We start from the raw sequence: 18,370 nt of genomic DNA on the forward strand, positions 1-18,370 counted from the left end.
ATGCATACACCGTCCACTTTCGATCTCGCCATCTGCGGCGCCGGCCCCGTCGGCATGGCGCTGGCCGCCCTGCTGGTGCAGCGCGGCAGCCGCGCCGCCGGCATCGTCCTGCTCGACGCCAAATCCATCGAACAGGCGAGGCGCGACCCGCGCACCATCGCCCTGTCGCACGGCAGCCGCCAGATTCTCGAGGAAGCGGGGGCCTGGCCCGTGGAAGCGACGCCTATCCATCAAATCCACGTCTCGCGCCGCGGCCAGTTCGGGCGCAGCCTGATGGACCGCAGCGAGCATGGCGTCGAAGCGCTCGGTTATGTGGCCCGTTACGGCGCCGTCGTCAGCGCGCTGGCCGACGTGTGCGAACGCTTGGGCGTGGCCAGCCTGCGCCCGGCGCTGGTGACGGGCAGCGTGGAGGATGGCGATGGCGTCAGCGTGCAGATCGACCAGGCCGGTGCCGCGTCGAGCTTGCGCGCCAGCCTGCTGGTGCAGGCCGAGGGCGGCCTGTTCGGCCAGCAGCCGGAACGGACCGTCAGCCGCGACTATGGCCAGAGCGCCATCATCGCCCATGTGCGCACAAGTGCTCCCATCGCGCACCGCGCGTATGAGCGCTTCACCGACGAAGGCCCGCTGGCCCTGCTGCCGCAGGACGACGGCTACGCGCTCGTGTGGTGCGTGCCGCCCACGCGCGCCGAGCAATTGCTGGCGCTGGACGACGCTGCCTTCCTGGCCCGCCTGGGCGCCGTCTTCGGCAGCCGCCTGGGACGCTTTATGCATACGACGCCACGCCTGGCCTATCCGCTGGGCCTGAACGCGCAGGCGAACGGCACGGCGCGCACGGTCGCCATCGGCAATGCGGCGCAAACCCTGCATCCGGTGGCGGGACAAGGCCTGAACCTGGGTTTGCGCGACGCCGCCGTGCTCGCCCGCGTGCTGGCGCAGGACAGCAGCCCCGCCGGGCTGGAACGCTACGCCAGCCTGCGCCAGACAGACCGGGGACTGACCGTGCGCGTCACCGACACCATGGCGCGCATTTTCACGGGCAGCGCCCCCACGCAAGGTTTGCTGGGCCTGTCGCTGGGTTTGCTGGACGCATTTTCCCCTGCACGCAAAGCATTGGCTGGGCTCATGATGTACGGCCGCCGATAAGGCTTGACAATAAGGAAAGAGCTGGGGCGAAAAAGAAACAGGGAACATATCCGGCATGGAGTAAACGGCCCGCGGATGCGACAATGGCTGTCACCTGGTTTCTGGCGACCGTTCCATGACAGATGCATTGCCCGCAGCACCGCCTGCCGCTCTTCCCGAAGTGCTCTTTTCCCGCCTGCTGGAAGACGCGCTCGACGCCGTCATCATCATCGATGAGCATTGCCGCATCCGCTATATCAATGGCGCCATGCAGGCATTGTCGGGCTATGCGAGCGGAGAATTGCTGGGCCAGACCCTGAACGGCCTACTGCCCGACGCCGTCGGCGCGCAGCACGACAACCATGTGATCAACTACATCCGCAGCTCGCGCACCTCCAGCGTGCTGGGCAAGATACGCGAATTCGCCATCCGCCACCGCGACACGCAAATGATCCCCATCGAAATGAAGGCCATGGACCTGGGCGTCGTCGACGGCATCCGCTATTTCGGCGCCTTCTTGCTCGACGTGCGCGAACGGCGCGAACTGGCGGCAAAGAACGCCAGCCTGTTGGCGCAGCTGGAACAGCAGGCGCTGCACGATGCGCTGACGTCACTGCCGAATCGGCGCGCGTATGAAGCGCAAGCCGAGCAGGCGATGGCGCGCGCGGCGCGCAGCGGCGCCGCCCTGACCGTGGGTGTGGCCGATCTCGACCATTTCAAGAAGATCAACGACCGCTATGGCCATGCCGTGGGCGACGCCGTGCTGCGCACGGTGGCGCAGGCGCTGCGCGATACGGGACGCATCACCGACGTGGCGGCGCGCCTCGGCGGCGAGGAATTCGGCCTGCTGTTCCCCGACGCCGGCCTGCAGCAGGCGCATAGGGTGGCCGAACGCATCCGCGCCGCCGTGGCCGCCGCCATCACCCCCCTACCCGATGGCGGCCAGCTGCAGGTGACCATCAGCATCGGCGTGGCCTCCCTGACAGCCGGCGCCACCCTGGACGCGGCCATGTCCGATGCCGACAAGGCCCTGTATGCGGCCAAGCACCAGGGACGCAACAAGGTAGTGGCAGCCGAATAAGAACGGCCCGCGCAAGGCGGGCCGTCCGGTTGCTGATGCCGTCCTTATTCGACGGCTTTGAGCATATCCTCGATCACCTTCTTCGCATCGCCAAACACCATCATCGTGTTCGGCTGGTAGAACAGGTCGTTGTCCAGGCCCGCATAGCCGGACGCCATCGAACGCTTGTTGACGATGATGCTCTTGGCTTTATAGGCTTCCAGGATAGGCATGCCGGCGATCGGCGATTTCGGGTCTTTCGCCGCCGGGTTGACGACGTCGTTCGCGCCCAGCACCAGCACCACGTCCGTCTGGCCGAATTCGCCGTTGATGTCTTCCATCTCGAAGACCTGGTCGTACGGCACTTCCGCCTCGGCCAGCAGCACGTTCATGTGGCCCGGCATGCGCCCCGCCACGGGGTGGATCGCATATTTGACGGTGATGCCCTTGTGCGTGAGCTTTTCCACCAGTTCCTTGAGCGAGTGCTGCGCGCGCGCCACGGCCAGGCCGTAGCCGGGCACGATGATGACGGTTTCCGCATTGCTCATGATGAAGGCGGCATCGTCGGCCGAACCCGATTTCACGGGGCGCTGTTCCTGCGCGCCCGCCGCGCCGGCCGCCGGCGCATCACCGCCGAAGCCGCCGAGGATGACGTTGAAGAACGAGCGGTTCATGGCCTTGCACATGATGTACGACAGGATCGCGCCAGAGGATCCCACGAGCGAACCGGCGATGATCAGCATCGAGTTGTTCAGCGAAAAGCCGATGCCGGCCGCGGCCCAGCCCGAGTAGCTGTTGAGCATCGACACCACCACCGGCATGTCGGCGCCGCCGATGGGGATGATGATCAGCACGCCCAGCGCAAAGGCGATCAGGGTCATGACGATGAACGGCGTCCATGCGGGCTCGACGCCATCGGCGAAGCAGAACGCCAGGCCCAGGCCCACCATCACCAGCGCCAGCACGAGGTTGAGCATGTGCTGGCCCTTGAAACTGACGGGCGCGCCCTGGAACAGGCGGAACTTGTATTTGCCCGACAGCTTGCCGAAGGCGATCACCGAACCGGAGAACGTGATGGCGCCGACGAAGGTGCCGATGAACAGCTCGAAGCGGTTACCGATGGGCAGCGCCTCGCCATGCTTGGCGATATTGAAGGCCCACGGTTCGGACACGGCGGCCACGGCGATGCAGACGGCCGCCAGGCCGATCAGCGAGTGCATGGCCGCCACCAGTTCCGGCATCTTCGTCATTTCCACGGTTTTCGCCAGGTAGGCGCCGATGGCGCCGCCCGTGACGATGCCGATGATGACGAGGGTCAGGCCCATGCCGCCCGTCTGCTGTTCCTTCAGTTTCAGGATCAGCGCCACGGTGGTGACGGCGGCAATGGCCATGCCGCTCATGCCGAAGGCATTGCCGCGGCGCGCCGTCGATGGCGACGACAGGCCTTTCAAGGCCTGGATGAAGCACACCGAGGCGATCAGGTACATCATCGTCACCAGGTTCATGGTGACGAAGCTCATGGCGTGACTCATTCTTTTGCTCCTTGCTTGGCCTTCGGTTCTTTTTTACGGAACATCTCGAGCATGCGCTGCGTGACGAGGAAGCCGCCGAACACGTTGACGGCGGCCAGCGCCACGGCCAGGGTGCCGGCCACTTGCGCCAGCGGGCCGTCGGTCAGGCCGGCCGCCAGCATGGCGCCGACGATGATGATGGCGGAAATGGCATTGGTAACGGCCATCAGCGGCGTATGCAGCGCCGGCGTGACGGTCCAGACGACGTGGTAGCCGACATAAATGGCCAGCACGAAGATGATCAGGTTGGTGATGGTGTGACTGATTTCCATGATGTTGTTCTCTCCGGCGCCGCGTTATTTTCTGAGGATGTCATTGCCTGCGCAAACCAGGCTGGCCTTGATGATTTCATCCTCGCGGTCGATCAGCAGTTGATCTTCCTTGTCGATGATGAGCTTCAAGAAGTCCAGCACGTTGCGCGCATACAGGGCCGAGGCGTCGGCCGCCACCAGGGTCGCCAGGTTCGGCTCGCCCACGATGTAGACGCCGTGCTTGACCACCGTCTTGCCCAGCTCCGACAGCGGGCAGTTGCCGCCCTGCTCGACGGCCAGGTCGACGATGACGGAACCCGGCTTCATGGCTTTCACCGTCTCTTCGGAGATCAAGACGGGCGCGGCGCGGCCGGGAATCAGCGCGGTGGTGATGATGATGTCGGCCAGTTTCGCCCGTTCGTGCACGAGTTCGGCCTGGCGGCGCATCCAGTCGGCCGGCATGGCGCGCGCATAGCCGCCCGAACCCTTGGCGATCTCTTTTTCTTCATCGGTGAGGAAAGGCACGTCGAGGAATTTGGCGCCCAGCGACTCCACTTGTTCCTTGACGGGCGGGCGCACGTCGGACGCCTCGATGACGGCGCCCAGGCGCTTGGCCGTGGCGATCGCCTGCAGCCCTGCCACGCCCACGCCCATGATCAGCACGCGGGCCGCCTTGACGGTGCCGGCCGCCGTCATCAGCATCGGCATGAAGCGCTGGTAGGTATTCGCGGCCACCAGCACGGCCTTGTAGCCGGCGATGTTCGCCTGCGAAGACAGCACGTCCATCGACTGCGCGCGCGTGATGCGCGGTACGGCTTCCAGCGCGAAGGCGGACAGGCCGGCCGTGGCCATGGCGGCGATATTGTCCGCGTCAAACGGGTTCAACATGCCGATCAGCACCGTGCCGCTGGCCATCAGGGCCCGCTCTTCGGCATCGGGCGCGCGCACCTTGAGCACGATGGCGCAGCCATAGGCTTCCTGGGCGCTGCCGATCTGCGCGCCGGCGGCGGCATAGGCGTCATCGGGAATCGAGGCTTGCAGGCCCGCTCCGGACTGCACGACGACTTGATGCTTGGCTGCCAGCTTCTTGACTGTCTCGGGCGTTGCCGCCACCCGCGTTTCACCAGGCCGTGTTTCGGCCGGTATGCCTATCCTCATGATGCCTCCGCTAATTGATAAACTGACTAGAATCTAACACGGAAAGCAGCGCGTTAAACGTTTGTGAAGCAGCAACTTTTAGTTGTACGACACTAATTTACCCGTAATACCAATCCTTGTTCCGCCATGCGGTATGGCGACCGTATTGTGGGAAAGGTGTGTCAATCTCACCACAGTCGAGCACGCGTACGCGCTTGTTTTGACCACAAGGAAAGCCTATATTAGCGGGCGCTTGCTACCCTCTTGCCGACCAAGCCCCCATGCTAGTGCGCTCCCCGGGAAAGACGTAAGTACCTCCCACCGCTATTTGCTAAAACGTTGTCATTTATCAATATGTCCGCGCAACAAAAGGCCGGCTTCAAACCGCGCGCGCAGAACAAGATAAAATGTCGGCTCTTTCAAGGATGAAATCATGCCGAGAATCTGGAAACCCTCTGTCACCGTTGCCGCCATCGTCGAGCGCGACGGCCTGTTTTTACTGATTGAAGAAGAGACCAGCGAAGGCATCAAGATCAATCAACCGGCCGGCCACCTCGACCCGTTCGAGTCGCTGGAGCAGGCGGTGATCCGCGAAACGCTGGAAGAAGCGGCCTACGATTTCATCCCCACGGCACTGGTCGGCATGTACATGTCGCGCTATCAGTCGTTGCGCACGGGCGAGGACGTGACCTATCTGCGCTTCACCTTTTGCGGCACGGCCGGCGCCGAGCATGACCGCCCGCTGGACGAAGGCATCATCCGCACCTTGTGGATGACGCGCGACGAGCTGGCGGCGTGCCAGGAACGCCACCGCAGCCCGCTGGTGCTGCAGTGCGTGGACGAATACCTGGCTGGCCGGCGCGCGCCGCTGGCCCTGCTGCACACGCATGCGTCCGTTTTCAATAGCGCATAGCAAAATTATCTAAAGTACACTGGAAAGCAAGATGAGCAAGAAGAAAGTCGTTATCGGCATGTCGGGTGGGGTCGATTCCTCGGTCGCGGCATGGATGCTGAAGGAACAAGGCTATGAAGTCATCGGCCTGTTCATGAAAAACTGGGAAGATGACGACGATTCGGAATACTGCTCCACGCGCCAGGACTGGATCGACGCGGCCAGCGTGGCCGACGTCATCGGCGTCGATATCGAAGCCGTCAATTTCGCCTCCGAATACAAGGACCGCGTGTTCGCCGATTTCCTGCGCGAATACCAGGCCGGCCGCACGCCGAATCCGGACGTGCTGTGCAACGCCGAAATCAAGTTCAAGGCCTTTCTCGACCATGCCATGACCCTGGGCGCCGACCTGATCGCCACCGGCCACTACGCGCGCGTGCGCCAGGCACCCACCGATGCGGGCCGCTATGAACTGCTCAAGGCCGTCGACGCCAGCAAGGACCAGAGCTACTTCCTGCACCGGTTGAACCAGGCTCAACTGTCTAAAACTTTATTTCCCCTCGGTGAAATCCCGAAAACGGAAGTGCGCCAGATCGCCGAAAAACTGGCGCTGCCGAACGCGCAAAAGAAAGATTCGACGGGCATCTGCTTTATCGGCGAGCGTCCGTTCCGCGAATTCTTGAACCGCTACCTGTCGTACAAGCCGGGGCCGATGAAAACGGCCGACGGCAAGACCGTGGGCGAACATGTGGGACTGAGTTTTTATACCCTGGGCCAGCGCAAGGGCATCGGCATCGGCGGCGTGAAGTCGTACCAGAACGCCGATGGCAGCAGCGACGCCTGGTACGTGGCGCGCAAGGATATCGCCAACAATACCCTGTGGGTGGTGCAGGGCCATGACCATCCATGGCTGCTGTCGCCGGCCTTGACGGCCGACCAGGCCAGCTGGGTCGCCGGTGTGGCGCCGCAGGCGGGCGCCTTGAGCGCCAAGACGCGCTATCGCCAGGCCGACGTGGCGTGCCAGCTGCTGCCCGATCGCGCAGAGCATTTCAGCCTGGCCTTCGACCAGGCGCAATGGGCCGTCACGCCAGGCCAGTCGGCCGTGCTGTACGACGGCGACGTGTGCCTCGGCGGCGGCATCATCGCCAGCGCGACGGGCCTGGCCTAAAGTTAGCTTGGTTAAGTTGATTTTTACTAATCCAACTCAATAACAACACCTGAGAAAATCGTAGCGAGCGGCAGTGAGTTGTGGCCGAGAAGCGCAACTGTACTTTAGTACAGTGAGCATCGCCGGCCGCAAATCGCGACGCGCAGTAGATTTTATCAGGTGTCTTTCGCAGCGGCGGCAAGCGCCTGCTGCTGCTTGCGCACCATGGCAATGACCGTATTGCGCACGGTTTTCAGGACCGTGTCGGCCATGAACGGTTTCACGATGAAGCCCGACACGCCCATGGCGTGGGCCGCCTGCAGCGAGGCGGCGTCGATGCCGCCCGAGACCATGAATATGAGCGTCTTCGGATACTGGGCGCGGATGGTTTGCACCACATTCGTCCCATCTTCCACCTGCTCGCGCGCGATGCACACGAAATGCGGATGGTGCTTGACCAGCAGCGCCAGCCCCAGCGCGCTCGTATGCGTCTGCCCGCAGACATCGTAGCCGCCATCGGTCAGGACCGTGTTCAGCAGGCCGCGCGCCACGGCGCTGCTATCGATCAGGACTGTCTTTAACATCATGATTACTTTCCTTGCTTGATTGTTCTTGCCTGACGTTTTACTTTTCCCACACCAGCTTGTTCCAGGTCACGCCTAAAGTCACGTCAGTCTTGAGCGCAACTAACTTTCTTGAAAGATACAGTATTTCCCGCTCTTTTCGCAGGCTTTCGCCCAGCGCGCCCGGCAAAATGCCCGCGCCGGCCATGACGGCGTCGATATTGCCGTAGGCGCGCAACAGTTTCGCGCCAGTCTTCAGGCCGATCTTCGACACGCCGGGGATGCTGTCGGTGACGTCGCCCATCAGCGCCAGCAGGTCGGGCAGCAGTTCCGGCGGCACACCGAACTTTTTCTCGACCCAGGCATGGTCGTGCCAGATGCCCTTGAAGTGGTCCCACACGAGCGCGCCGTGGGCGATCAGGCCATGCAAATCCTTGTCGGTGGTGGCGATGACGGCCGCGCCGCGGCCCTCGTGCAGCCAGCGCATGACGGCCGTGCCGATCACGTCGTCGGCCTCGACCTCGGGAATGCTGACCACGTGCATGCCGAAGCTGGCCAGGGTGGCATAAAAGCCGGGCAAGGCGTCGCGCAGCACCTGCGGCATGGGCTGGCGCCCTTCGCGGTAACCGGCATACAGGGCGTGGCGCCACGTGGGGCCGCCGAAATCGAAGGCCGGCAGGATGTGCGTCGGCTCGTGATCGTTGATGAGGGTGCGGAACGACGACAGCGCATGGCGCAGCGCGATCTCCGCCTTCAGGTCGGAATCGGGTTCAGGACTGGCTTCGTAGACGCGGCGTACGATATTCAAGCCGTCGATAGCGAGGAGTCTGGCCATGCGGTAAGTGGATACTGGTTGAATCGATCATTTTACCGTACGGTTCCCCGCACATAGCCCTTGAATGCCCTTCATTTGGCGAAATCGTAGGGCCCGCCCCGCTCCAGCGCCCGCTGGTAGGCGGGCCGCGCATGGATGCGCTGCAGGAAGGCCGTCAGCTTCGGCTGGCGCTCGTCGAGTCCGCCGCGCATGGCGGCCGCTTCCAGCGGAAAGCTCATCTGGATGTCCGCCGCCGTGAATTCATTGCCGGCAAACCATTTGCTTTTCTCCAGCTCCGCTTCCATGTAGGCCAGCTGGCTGTCGATATTGGGCAGGATGAAGCTGCTCTTGACCTTGCCGGCGATGCCGCGCGCGATCGGTTTGACGAAAAACGGCATCGGCGACGCTTCGACCTTGTCGAATACCAGCTTCATCAGCAGCGGCGGCATGGCCGAGCCTTCCGCGAAATGCAGCCAGTAGGTCCAGCGCAGCTTGTCCGGCGTACCCGCCGCCGGTATCAAGCGGCCATTGCCGTAGCGCTCGACCAGGTACTCGATGATGGCGCCCGATTCGGCGATGGTGTTGGCGCCATCCGTGATCACGGGCGACTTGCCCAGCGGATGGACGGCTTTCAGCGCGGCGGGCGCCAGCATGGTTTTCGGGTCGCGCTGGTAACGCTTGACCTCGTAGTCGAGGCCCAGTTCCTCGAGCAGCCAGAGCACGCGCTGCGAGCGCGAATTATTCAGATGGTGGACGACGATCATGGTTTTCCCGTTAGGCGATGGTTGAGTTCCAGTATAGCCGGGACGGCCGGATCGGGCAGCGCAAGCGGAGCGGCAAAAAAAATTGCGAAAAACAGTATTTTCAATTGATAACTTTTCAATCTTCCCTTATCTTGTTTTGTTTCCAATAAGTAAGGAAACCCTCTGTGGATTTCGACACCAACAACACCACGCCCAAACGCGAAGCCATTACCTTCAGCGCGACCGGCAGCGAATACTTCCGTATCTGGATCGTCAACCTGCTGCTGAGCATTGTCACCCTGGGCATTTATTCCGCCTGGGCCAAGGTGCGCCGCAACCGCTATTTCTATTCCAGCACCCACCTGGCTGGCAGCAGCTTCGAATACCATGGCAATGCCGTCGCCATCCTGAAGGGCCGCATCGCGGCAGTCGTGCTGATCGGCGGCTACAACATCGCCCTGCGTGTCTCGCCCATCGTCGGCCTGCTGATGTTCGTGCTGCTGGCCGCCATCCTGCCCTGGCTGGTATGGAAAAGCCTGCAATTCAAGCTGTACAACACCAGCTACCGTGGCATCCGCTTCGGATTCGGCGGCAGCGCCAAGGAAGCCTACAAGTATTTCCTGTGGCTGCCCATCCTCAATACCTTCACGGCTGGCCTGATGACGCCGTTCCTGCACCAGCGCCTGAAGCGCTTCCAGCACACGCAAAGCCGTTTCGGCAGCAGCCAGTTCAGCTTTGATGCCACGGTGGGCAGCTTCTACAAGACTTACCTGCTGTTCTTCGCGCTGTTGCTGGGCGGTCTGCTGGTGCTCATTTTCGTCGTCTTCGGCAGCGTGTTTGCCTCGTTTGCGGCCCACGCCAACGATGCCACCAAGGTCGGCAGCCTGCTGTTTGCCATCGGTGCCTTGTACCTGTGGATGTTTACCGTGCTGCCGCTGTTCCTGACCATGATCCAGAACCTGATCTGGAACCACACGCGCCTGCAGCAGCACCAGTTCCAGTCGCAGCTGACCTGGGGCCGCACCACCTTCATCATGCTGACCAACCTGCTGGGCATCGTCGTCACCCTGGGCCTGTTTTCGCCATTCGCCCACGTGCGCTGGCTGAAGTACCGCCTGGAAGCGACGTCGATGCTGGTGCACGGCAGCCTGGACGAGTTTGTCGCCGCCACGGGCCAGCAAGTCTCGGCCACGGGCGAAGGCATGGCCGACCTGCTGGACTTCGACCTGTCGATGTAAGCAATGCACGCCGACAAGCAAGAAGACCGCGCTACCCTGGCCGCCCGCTATTTCGACGGCCAGACCTCGCGCCTGTACCACGTCACGCTCAGCGTGCGCGATGGCATGGCCGTGCTGGCCGGCGACATCGAGCGCAGCTGCCCGCTGGGCGAGCTGCACGTGTCCGAACGCAGCAGCCACGCCGTGCGCAAGGTCAGCTTTCCCGACGGCGCCTACCTGGAGATCGCCGACCAGGCGGCCTTCAACGACTTGCTGCACGACACGGGCCACCGCGACGGCTGGGTGGTGCGGCTGCAGCAAAGCTGGCGCGGCGCCCTGCTGGCCACGGTCGCCACCGTGCTGGCACTGTGGCTCAGCTATCAGTACCTGCTGCCGGTAGTGGCGAAGGGCGTCGCGTATGCGATTCCCCAATCCGTTGAGCGCCAGCTGGGCCAGGGCGTGCTCGATTTCCTCGACAAGCACGTGTTTGAGGCAAGCAAGCTCGCTGGCGCGCGCCAGCAAGCCTTGCGCCAGCAGTTCGCGCGCCTGGCCACGCCCGGCAACAGCACGCCCGAGCACCGCATCGTCTTCCGCAAGAGCAAGATCGGTCCGAATGCGTTCGCCCTGCCGTCCGGCGACATCGTGCTCACCGATGAAATGGTGGCACTGATGCCGGACGACGAGGCCATCATGGGCGTGCTGGCCCATGAACTGGGCCATTTGCAGCAACGCCACCTGACGCGCCGCCTGATCCAGACCTCGGCCGTGGGCGCCGGCGCGGCGCTGCTGTTCGGCGACGTGTCGACCGTGGTGGCGACCCTGCCGCCGCTGCTGCTGGACTTGAAGTATTCGCGCGACGTCGAGCGCGAGGCGGACGACTACGCGATCACCATGCTGCGCCAGAACGGCATCGCGCTGGAACACCTGGCGCAAGTGTTCGTCGCCCTGGGCAAGCTGGACCAGGGCACGCCCTACCTGTCGAGCCATCCGGCCAGCGCCGAGCGTGTCGAACGCATCCGCGCAGCACAGCGGTAATCCCGCGCGGCGTTCACCGGGCGCCGCGTTCTTTCCCCCCAGCACGTTCCGCGAATCGAAGGTAGACTCAGCAATATCAGTCTGACTTCACCGGAGTGCCCATGCACCTAGTACCATTTCGCTACCTGACCTTCATTGCGACGGCAGCCATCTTTGTCCTGTCCCTGTTTTACTACGATCACTACTGGCTGCCCGTGCTGGCCGGTGCCCTGACCCTGGTTGGCATCAGCGACCTGCTGCAAACGAAGCGCGCCCTGCGCCGCAACTACCCCATCCTCGCGCATTTCCGTTTTTTCTTCGAGAGCATCCGCCCCGAGATCCGCCAGTATTTCCTGGAAAGCGACAGCGAGGCGACGCCGTTCTCGCGCAGCCAGCGCAGCATCGTCTACCAGCGCGCCAAGGAGCAGACGGACAAGCGTCCGTTCGGCACCCAGCTCGACGTCTATGAAGCGGGCTATGAATGGATCAACCATTCCATCGCTCCCGCCAAGGTGACGGGCCACGATTTTCGTATCGAGATCGGCAACCATCCGGACTGCCCACGTGAAAAGCCGTATTCGGCCAGCGTCTTCAATATCTCGGCGATGAGCTTTGGCGCCCTGTCGGCCAACGCCATCCTGGCCCTGAACGGCGGCGCGCGCAGCGGCGGCTTCATGCACGATACGGGCGAAGGCAGCATCAGCCCCTATCACCGCGAAAACGGCGGCGACCTGGTGTGGGAAATCGGTTCCGGCTACTTCGGCTGCCGCAACCAGGATGGCACGTTTTCCGAGGAACGCTTCATCGCCAACGCCAGCTCGGAACAGGTCAAAATGATCGAGCTGAAAATGTCGCAGGGCGCCAAGCCGGGCCACGGCGGCGTGCTGCCCGGGCCGAAAGTCACCATCGAGATCGCCACCACGCGCGGCGTGATGGTGGGCGAGGATTGCGTCTCGCCGGCCGCGCACAGCGCCTTTTCCACGCCACTGGAAATGCTGCACTTTATCGACCGCCTGCGCACGCTCTCCGGCGGCAAGCCGACCGGCTTCAAGCTGGCCATCGGCCATCCGTGGGAATTCTTCGCCATCGTCAAAGCCATGCTGGAAACGGGCATCACGCCCGACTTCATCGTCGTCGACGGCAGCGAAGGAGGCACGGGCGCCGCGCCCCTGGAATTCACGGACCACGTGGGCACGCCGCTGCAGGAAGCGCTGGTGCTCGTGCATAACACGCTCGTGGGCGCCAACCTGCGAAGCAAGATAAAGATCGGCTGCTCGGGCAAGATCATCACGGCTTTCGACATCGCCCGCCTGCTGGCGCTGGGCGCCGACTGGTGCAACTCGGCGCGCGGCTTCATGTTCGCACTGGGCTGCATCCAGTCGCAAAGCTGCCACACGGACCGCTGTCCCACGGGCGTGGCCACGCAAGACCCGCAGCGCCAGCGCGCGCTCGTGGTGCCCGACAAGATCGCCCGCGTGGCGCACTTCCACCAGAACACCATGAAGGCGCTGGCCGAGCTGATCGCCGCCGCCGGCCTGGCGCATCCGCAGGAACTGCGCCCGCACCACCTGGTGCGGCGCATTTCGCCAAACCAGGTGAAACTGGCCTCGGCCCTGCTGCCCTTCCTGGAAGCGGGCCAGCTGCTCGACCCGAGCCAGCTGCCGCAACTGCCGCCCGTGTTCGGCCTGTACTGGCCGGAGGCGCAAGCGGCCTCGTTCCAGCGCCTCGATTGATGCGGCCATTGCGCAAGTGGAGCAATACCACTTAATAACCACTTGCGCAAATATCTAAATCCAATACAATACCAAAATAAGTATAAAACCAAGGCAGCTTTTCCGGTGATTGTCCAGATGCGTCACCAGGGGCCAGAATACGGACTTGTCGTCATTAGAATGAATACCGGAGGAGTTGCAGCATGGAACAGGGTTTGCGCGAGAAAATAGGACAGTTGTTCATGGTGGGCTTCGACGCCCTGCAGGCGGACGAGCATATCAAGACCTTGATACGCGAAAAGAAGGTGGGCGGCGTGATCCTGTTCCGCCGCAATGTGCACACGCCCGCGCAAGTGTCGGCGCTGTGCCGCGAACTGCAGGAGATCAACGCGGAAGTATCCGACACGCCGCTCTTGATCTCCATCGACCAGGAAGGCGGCATGGTGATGCGCATCGAACAGGGCGTCACGCCGATTCCCGCTGCGATGGCCTTCCAGGCGGCCGGCTCCATCGACGACTGCGAACGCATGAACCAGATCAGCGGCGATGAAATGCGCCAGGTGGGCATCAATATGCTGCTCGCCCCCGTGCTGGACGTGAACAACAACCGCAACAACCCCGTCATCGGCGTGCGCGCGTATGGCGAGGATGCCGCCACCGTCATAGCCTACGGCATGGCGGCCATGCGCGGCCAGCGCGCCAGCGGCGTGGCCGTCACCGCCAAGCACTTCCCCGGCCACGGCGACACGGCCACCGATACGCATTACGCCATGGCGCTTGTCCCGCACGACAAGGAACGCCTGCACGCCGTGGAACTGGCGCCCTTCCGCGCGGCCATTGCCGGCGGCGTGGACGCCATCATGACGGCGCACGTGGTCTTCCCCGCCTTCGAGGCCGACACCAGCGTACCGGCCACCCTGTCGAAAGGCGTGCTGACGGACCTGCTGCGCGGCGAGTTGAAATACCAGGGCGTCGTCATTACCGACTGCCTGGAAATGGCGGCGATCGCCGACGGCATCGGCATCGCCCAGGGCGCCATCGCCACCTTGCAGGCCGGCGCCGACATCGTCCTCATTTCGCACCGCGAAGCGCAGCAGACGGCCGCCATCGACGCCGTCATCGCCGCCGTGGAGCGCGGCGACATCTCCATCGCCCGCATCGACGCGGCTTGTGCGCGCGTGGCTGAACTCAAGCGCAACCGCGCCGTGCGCGACTGGCGCGAACGCCCGGTCCATCCGCCGGCGCTGATGCAGCCGGCCGCGATGGCCCTGTCGCAGCTGCTGCAAAAAGCGGCCTTGCGCGTGCAGGGCGACTACCGCCCGCTCGACGCCAGCCTGCCCGTGACCCTGCTGACGGTGGAAGTGCGCTCGCGCAGCGAGATCGACGAAGTGGCGCTGGGCCGCAACAAGGAAGCGCGCAGCTCGATGCTGCCGGCGCTGCTCGAAGCGGGCCTGGACGTGCGCGAGTACGCCTTGTCGGCCGAGGCGCTGGAAGAAGAGGTCAACGAGGCGATCGCCTTTGCCCAGGGCGCGCGGCAGATCGTGCTGCAAACGTATAACGCCATGTTCGTCGACGGCCAGCGCCGCCTGGTCGAAGCCCTGCCGCACGACAGACTGTGGCTGGTGGCGGGCCGTTTGCCGTATGACCTGGACCTGGCGCCCGACGCGCAAGGCCGCCTGGCCGCCTTCGGCTGCCGCCCGGCCGCGCTCGTGCCGGTCGTCGACAAGCTGGCCGGCAAGGCGTAGGCGCAGCGCTAGCGACGTAAAAAAACCCGCATGTGCGGGTTTTTTTCATTCAGCTTGGCGCAACGGGCGGCAACGCCGCCACCGCCAGCAAGGCAAACGGCCCGAGCAGCAGGCCGATGCCGAACCAGAGTCCCCCGTGGCGGCCGCGCCGGCTGGCCAGCAGCCAGGTGGCGACCGCAAACAGAAACATGAAGATCAACAGTATCGCCATTGCCACTCCTTGCCATGCGGAAAGCCCAGTGTAGCCCACGGGCGCGCCCGTGGCTACTCCGGCGTTGACCCTAGCGCCGCACCTGCATCAGGATCACGCGCTTGCTGCTGCCGTCGGCCGGTGGCGTGGCTGACGGCGGCGGGCTGTCGCAGGAGCCGCAGGAACCGCAGCCGCTGCCGCAACCGGGCGTCACCTTGAAGAAGGCCGACATCTTCGCCTCATCGAGGCCGCAGCGCACGAGGCCGCGCACGATGGCGCGGCGCACGCCGGCCGGCAGGTATTTGGTCGAGAAATGCAGCAGCGCGGCTGCGACGATCAGGGCGACGATGAGAGTTTGCCACATGGTTTTCTCCTAGGCGCCGAACAGCAGGGCGACGCGGTACGTGATGAACGAGGCGGCGTAGGCCAGCGCGAACATATAGCCGGCCATCAGCAGCGGATAGCGCCAGCCGCCCGTCTCGCGTTTGACCACGGAGAGGGTCGACAGGCACTGCGGCGCGAACACGTACCAGGCCAGCAGGGACAGCGCGGTGGCCATCGACCACGAATGGGCGATCAGCGGTTCCAGGGTCGAGGCCAGCGCGTCGCCCGTTTGCGACAGCGCATACACGGTGCCCAGCGCGCCGACGGCCACTTCGCGCGCCGCCATGCCCGGCACCAGCGCGATGCAGATCTGCCAGTTGAAACCGATCGGCGCGAAGATCACTTCCAGGCCGCGGCCCAGGATACCGGCCAGGCTGTAGTAGATCGGCGGATGGATCGCATTGTCCGGCGCACCGGGGAAGGTGCTGAGGAACCACAGGATGATCATCAGGCTCAGGATGATGGTACCGACGCGCGTGAGGAAGATCTTCGCGCGCTCCCACAGGCTGACGGCCAGGTTGCGCAGATGCGGCCAGTGATAGGCCGGCAGTTCCAGCAGCAGCGGCTGGTTGCCGCGCACGCCCATGCTGCGCTTCATGACCCAGGCCACGGCCATGGCCGAGATGATGCCGGCAAAGTACAGGACGAACAGCACCAGGCCTTGCAGGCTCAGGTAGCCCCACACCTGGCGCTGCGGGATGAAGGCGGCGATGATCAGCGCATACACGGGCAGGCGCGCCGAGCACGTCATCAGCGGCGCGATCATGATGGTGACGAGGCGGTCGCGCGGATTCTGGATGGTGCGCGCCGCCATCACGCCGGGAATGGCGCAGGCAAAGCTCGACAGCAGCGGGATGAAGGCGCGGCCGGACAGGCCCACGCCACCCATCAGGCGGTCCAGCAAAAAGGCCGCGCGCGGCAGGTAGCCGCAGTCTTCCAGGCTCAGGATGAAGAAGAACAAAATCAGGATCTGCGGCAGGAAGACCAGGACGCTGCCGACGCCGCCGATGATGCCTTCCACCAGCAAGCTTTTCAGGTGGCCGTCGGGCATGTTCGCCGTCAGCACGGCGCCCAGGTGGCCCACGCCATCGGTGATCATTTCCATCGGCGTGGCGGCCCACGCAAACACGGCCTGGAAGATCAGGAACATCAGCACGGCCAGGATGAGGGGGCCGAACACGGGGTGCAGCACCACGTCGTCGATCTTTTCCGTCAGGTTGCCGCTGTCTTGCGTGTCGTTGCTGACGGCGGCCAGGATGCGGCGCACTTCGCGCTGGGTTTCTTCGACGGTGACGGCATCGATGGCCGCCAGCGGTTTCGCGTCCACGGCCGGCAGCGGCAGCATGGCATCGATGGCGTCGAGCAGGGCTTTTTCGCCATCGTGCTGCACCGCGATGGTTTCCACCACGGGCATGCCCAATTCGGCCGACAGCCTGGCCGTGTCGATGACCATGCCGCGCTTGCGCGCCACGTCCGTCATGTTCAGCGCCAGCAGCATGGGCAGGCCCAGGCGCTTGACTTCCAGCACCAGGCGCAAGTTCAGGCGCAAATTGGTGGCGTCGACGACGCAGATGATGGCGTCGGGACGCGGGTCGCCCTTGCGCAGCCCGCCCACCACGTCGCGCGTGATGGCTTCATCGGGCGTGGTGGCCGACAGGCTGTAGGCGCCCGGCAAATCGAGCACGCGCACGGGCTTGCCGGCGGGCGACGTGAAATGGCCTTCCTTGCGCTCGATGGTCACGCCGGCGTAGTTCGCCACTTTCTGGCGCGCGCCCGTCAAACGGTTGAACAGGGCGGTCTTGCCGCAGTTGGGATTGCCCAGCAAGGCAATTTGTGGCTGATGCGGCGGCTTGTGCACCCCCGCATCGATGATCGTTTCGACAGCACCCATGGTCATTCCGGTTGAATCAGCGGTTGAATCGTAATCAGCGCCGCTTCGAAGCGGCGTAGTGCGAACGTGGCATTGCCCACCTTGATGGCCAGCGGATCGCCGCCGGGAATGCCGCGCTTGAGCATGCGGATGCGTTCACCGGGAACGAATCCCAGCTCCATCAGGCGGCGGACGAGGTCGACGCCATCTTCCGTCTGTCCTGCCGCGTGGGGCGTGATATGCAACACCGTGCCGCTCTGGCCGACTGCCAGCGCGTCGAGCGTCATCAAGGGTGGAACTAGAGTCATGAGCAAATTCCGTTCAAATTAAGAACACCAGGGACAGACTGCTGCGCGTGGCGCACGCCCTGATGTTGTGAGGTAAAACGCAACTGTTGCGCATTACCGACAAGCGGTCTTTCAAACTGTCCGGACGGCGACCGTCCGAGACAATACCAGCATTATAAACATGAATGCGAATAGTTTTTATTTAGCCCGGAGAGCCGCCCCCGTCAAGGGCTGCGCCATCCAAAAAAACGACATATCCAAGCGCCGCGCCAGGCCGCCAGGCGCCGCACACTTGATCAAAATCGCTTGCATTGTCCCGCACTTTGCGCGACAATGAAACGTAATGATAATGATTCTCATTAAAACACTAGCAACAATGCTTCGCGGCACTAGTGCATTTCCATCCTCCAGCCAGAAGGTGCATCAATGATTGTATGTGTCTGCAACAACATATCTGATCGTGAAATCCGTCAAGCCGTCGATCTTGGCCTGTCCAGCATGGCCGAACTGCGCCGCGACCTGGGCGTGGCCACCTGCTGCGGCAAATGCCACACCTGCGCGCGGGAAGTGCTGAACGATCACCTGAACGCCACCGTGGCGCTGCAAGAAACTGTATTGATGCGAGCCGTACTGACCAACTAAAGAAAGCGA

The 18,370-nt window shown here is 63.6% G+C and carries 19 protein-coding genes; 9 read left to right on the forward strand and 10 right to left on the reverse strand.

From position 1 onward, the window contains the following. Both CLU90_RS16655 and CLU90_RS16660 read left to right on the forward strand, forming a co-directional pair. The gene (locus CLU90_RS16655; RefSeq protein WP_100428443.1) at positions 1-1,143 is read left to right on the forward strand and encodes a UbiH/UbiF/VisC/COQ6 family ubiquinone biosynthesis hydroxylase; all 1,143 of its coding nucleotides are present in this window, start codon (positions 1-3) and stop codon (positions 1,141-1,143) included. 115 nt (positions 1,144-1,258) lie between these two features. Next, entirely contained in the window at positions 1,259-2,203 is a 945-nt protein-coding gene (locus tag CLU90_RS16660; RefSeq protein ID WP_100428444.1) for a GGDEF domain-containing protein, read from the forward strand. 44 nt (positions 2,204-2,247) lie between these two features. On the opposite strand, the gene CLU90_RS16665 is transcribed toward CLU90_RS16660, so the two are convergent. The 3 genes from CLU90_RS16665 to CLU90_RS16675 are packed head-to-tail and all read right to left on the reverse strand — an operon-like array spanning position 2,248 to position 5,162. Next, on the reverse strand, positions 2,248-3,702 hold the full coding sequence (locus CLU90_RS16665) for an NAD(P)(+) transhydrogenase (Re/Si-specific) subunit beta (protein ID WP_092712002.1): 1,455 nt from the start codon (positions 3,700-3,702) through the stop codon (positions 2,248-2,250). An 8-nt stretch (positions 3,703-3,710) separates the two neighbouring features. After that, complete coding sequence (locus tag CLU90_RS16670) at positions 3,711-4,025, reverse strand: NAD(P) transhydrogenase subunit alpha (protein ID WP_034745644.1); 315 nt, start codon at positions 4,023-4,025, stop codon at positions 3,711-3,713. Between the two features lie 24 nt (positions 4,026-4,049). Beyond that, positions 4,050-5,162: a Re/Si-specific NAD(P)(+) transhydrogenase subunit alpha gene (locus CLU90_RS16675; RefSeq protein ID WP_092712004.1), complete on the reverse strand. Its 1,113-nt coding sequence runs from the start codon at positions 5,160-5,162 to the stop codon at positions 4,050-4,052. Between the two features lie 412 nt (positions 5,163-5,574). Here CLU90_RS16675 and CLU90_RS16680 point away from each other — a divergent pair, with 412 nt between their 5' ends. Both CLU90_RS16680 and mnmA read left to right on the forward strand, forming a co-directional pair. After that, positions 5,575-6,054 carry an NUDIX hydrolase gene (locus tag CLU90_RS16680; RefSeq protein WP_034745637.1) on the forward strand — a complete coding sequence of 160 codons (480 nt, stop codon included), beginning with the start codon at positions 5,575-5,577 and terminating at the stop codon, positions 6,052-6,054. A gap of 31 nt (positions 6,055-6,085) precedes the next feature. Beyond that, positions 6,086-7,201, forward strand: a complete 1,116-nt coding sequence (mnmA, locus tag CLU90_RS16685) for a tRNA 2-thiouridine(34) synthase MnmA (protein ID WP_100428445.1) — start codon at positions 6,086-6,088, stop codon at positions 7,199-7,201. Between the two features lie 155 nt (positions 7,202-7,356). On the opposite strand, the gene CLU90_RS16690 is transcribed toward mnmA, so the two are convergent. The 3 genes from CLU90_RS16690 to CLU90_RS16700 all read right to left on the reverse strand — a co-directional run bounded on the left by CLU90_RS16690 (position 7,357) and on the right by CLU90_RS16700 (position 9,321). Continuing rightward, positions 7,357-7,764, reverse strand: a complete 408-nt coding sequence (locus CLU90_RS16690) for a response regulator (protein WP_086144753.1) — start codon at positions 7,762-7,764, stop codon at positions 7,357-7,359. 40 nt (positions 7,765-7,804) lie between these two features. Next, positions 7,805-8,578, reverse strand: coding sequence for a 5'-3' exonuclease (locus CLU90_RS16695; RefSeq protein WP_077408804.1), 774 nt, complete (start codon positions 8,576-8,578; stop codon positions 7,805-7,807). A 71-nt stretch (positions 8,579-8,649) separates the two neighbouring features. Then, positions 8,650-9,321, reverse strand: coding sequence for a glutathione S-transferase (locus CLU90_RS16700; RefSeq protein ID WP_092712009.1), 672 nt, complete (start codon positions 9,319-9,321; stop codon positions 8,650-8,652). 164 nt (positions 9,322-9,485) lie between these two features. Here CLU90_RS16700 and CLU90_RS16705 point away from each other — a divergent pair, with 164 nt between their 5' ends. The 4 genes from CLU90_RS16705 (at position 9,486) to nagZ (ending at position 14,988) form a co-directional block, all read left to right on the forward strand. Beyond that, positions 9,486-10,538: a YjgN family protein gene (locus CLU90_RS16705; RefSeq protein WP_100428446.1), complete on the forward strand. Its 1,053-nt coding sequence runs from the start codon at positions 9,486-9,488 to the stop codon at positions 10,536-10,538. Positions 10,539-10,541: 3 nt separating this feature from the next. Then, a complete protein-coding gene (locus CLU90_RS16710) occupies positions 10,542-11,552 on the forward strand; it encodes a M48 family metallopeptidase (RefSeq protein ID WP_100428447.1) in 1,011 nt (336 codons plus the stop codon). 101 nt (positions 11,553-11,653) lie between these two features. Next, the gene (locus tag CLU90_RS16715) at positions 11,654-13,264 is read left to right on the forward strand and encodes an FMN-binding glutamate synthase family protein (RefSeq protein ID WP_100428448.1); all 1,611 of its coding nucleotides are present in this window, start codon (positions 11,654-11,656) and stop codon (positions 13,262-13,264) included. A 182-nt stretch (positions 13,265-13,446) separates the two neighbouring features. After that, positions 13,447-14,988, forward strand: a complete 1,542-nt coding sequence (nagZ, locus tag CLU90_RS16720; protein WP_100428449.1) for a beta-N-acetylhexosaminidase — start codon at positions 13,447-13,449, stop codon at positions 14,986-14,988. 49 nt (positions 14,989-15,037) lie between these two features. Here nagZ and CLU90_RS29375 read toward each other — a convergent pair whose 3' ends face one another. The 4 genes from CLU90_RS29375 to CLU90_RS16735 form a co-directional block, all read right to left on the reverse strand. After that, entirely contained in the window at positions 15,038-15,199 is a 162-nt protein-coding gene (locus CLU90_RS29375; protein WP_157808844.1) for a hypothetical protein, read from the reverse strand. Positions 15,200-15,269: 70 nt separating this feature from the next. Continuing rightward, positions 15,270-15,542 (reverse strand): hypothetical protein, encoded by a 273-nt coding sequence (locus CLU90_RS16725; RefSeq protein ID WP_100428450.1) that lies wholly within the window; start codon positions 15,540-15,542, stop codon positions 15,270-15,272. A gap of 9 nt (positions 15,543-15,551) precedes the next feature. Further along, positions 15,552-17,453, reverse strand: coding sequence for a ferrous iron transporter B (gene feoB / locus CLU90_RS16730; RefSeq protein ID WP_092712019.1), 1,902 nt, complete (start codon positions 17,451-17,453; stop codon positions 15,552-15,554). A gap of 2 nt (positions 17,454-17,455) precedes the next feature. Continuing rightward, positions 17,456-17,740, reverse strand: coding sequence for a FeoA family protein (locus CLU90_RS16735; protein WP_092712021.1), 285 nt, complete (start codon positions 17,738-17,740; stop codon positions 17,456-17,458). Between the two features lie 405 nt (positions 17,741-18,145). On the opposite strand from CLU90_RS16735, the gene CLU90_RS16740 reads away from it, so the two are divergent. Continuing rightward, positions 18,146-18,361: a (2Fe-2S)-binding protein gene (locus CLU90_RS16740; protein ID WP_034745611.1), complete on the forward strand. Its 216-nt coding sequence runs from the start codon at positions 18,146-18,148 to the stop codon at positions 18,359-18,361. Positions 18,362-18,370: the final 9 nt, after the last annotated feature.

Source organism: Janthinobacterium sp. 67 (assembly GCF_002797895.1).
Taxonomy (GTDB): Bacteria; Pseudomonadota; Gammaproteobacteria; order Burkholderiales; family Burkholderiaceae_D; genus Janthinobacterium.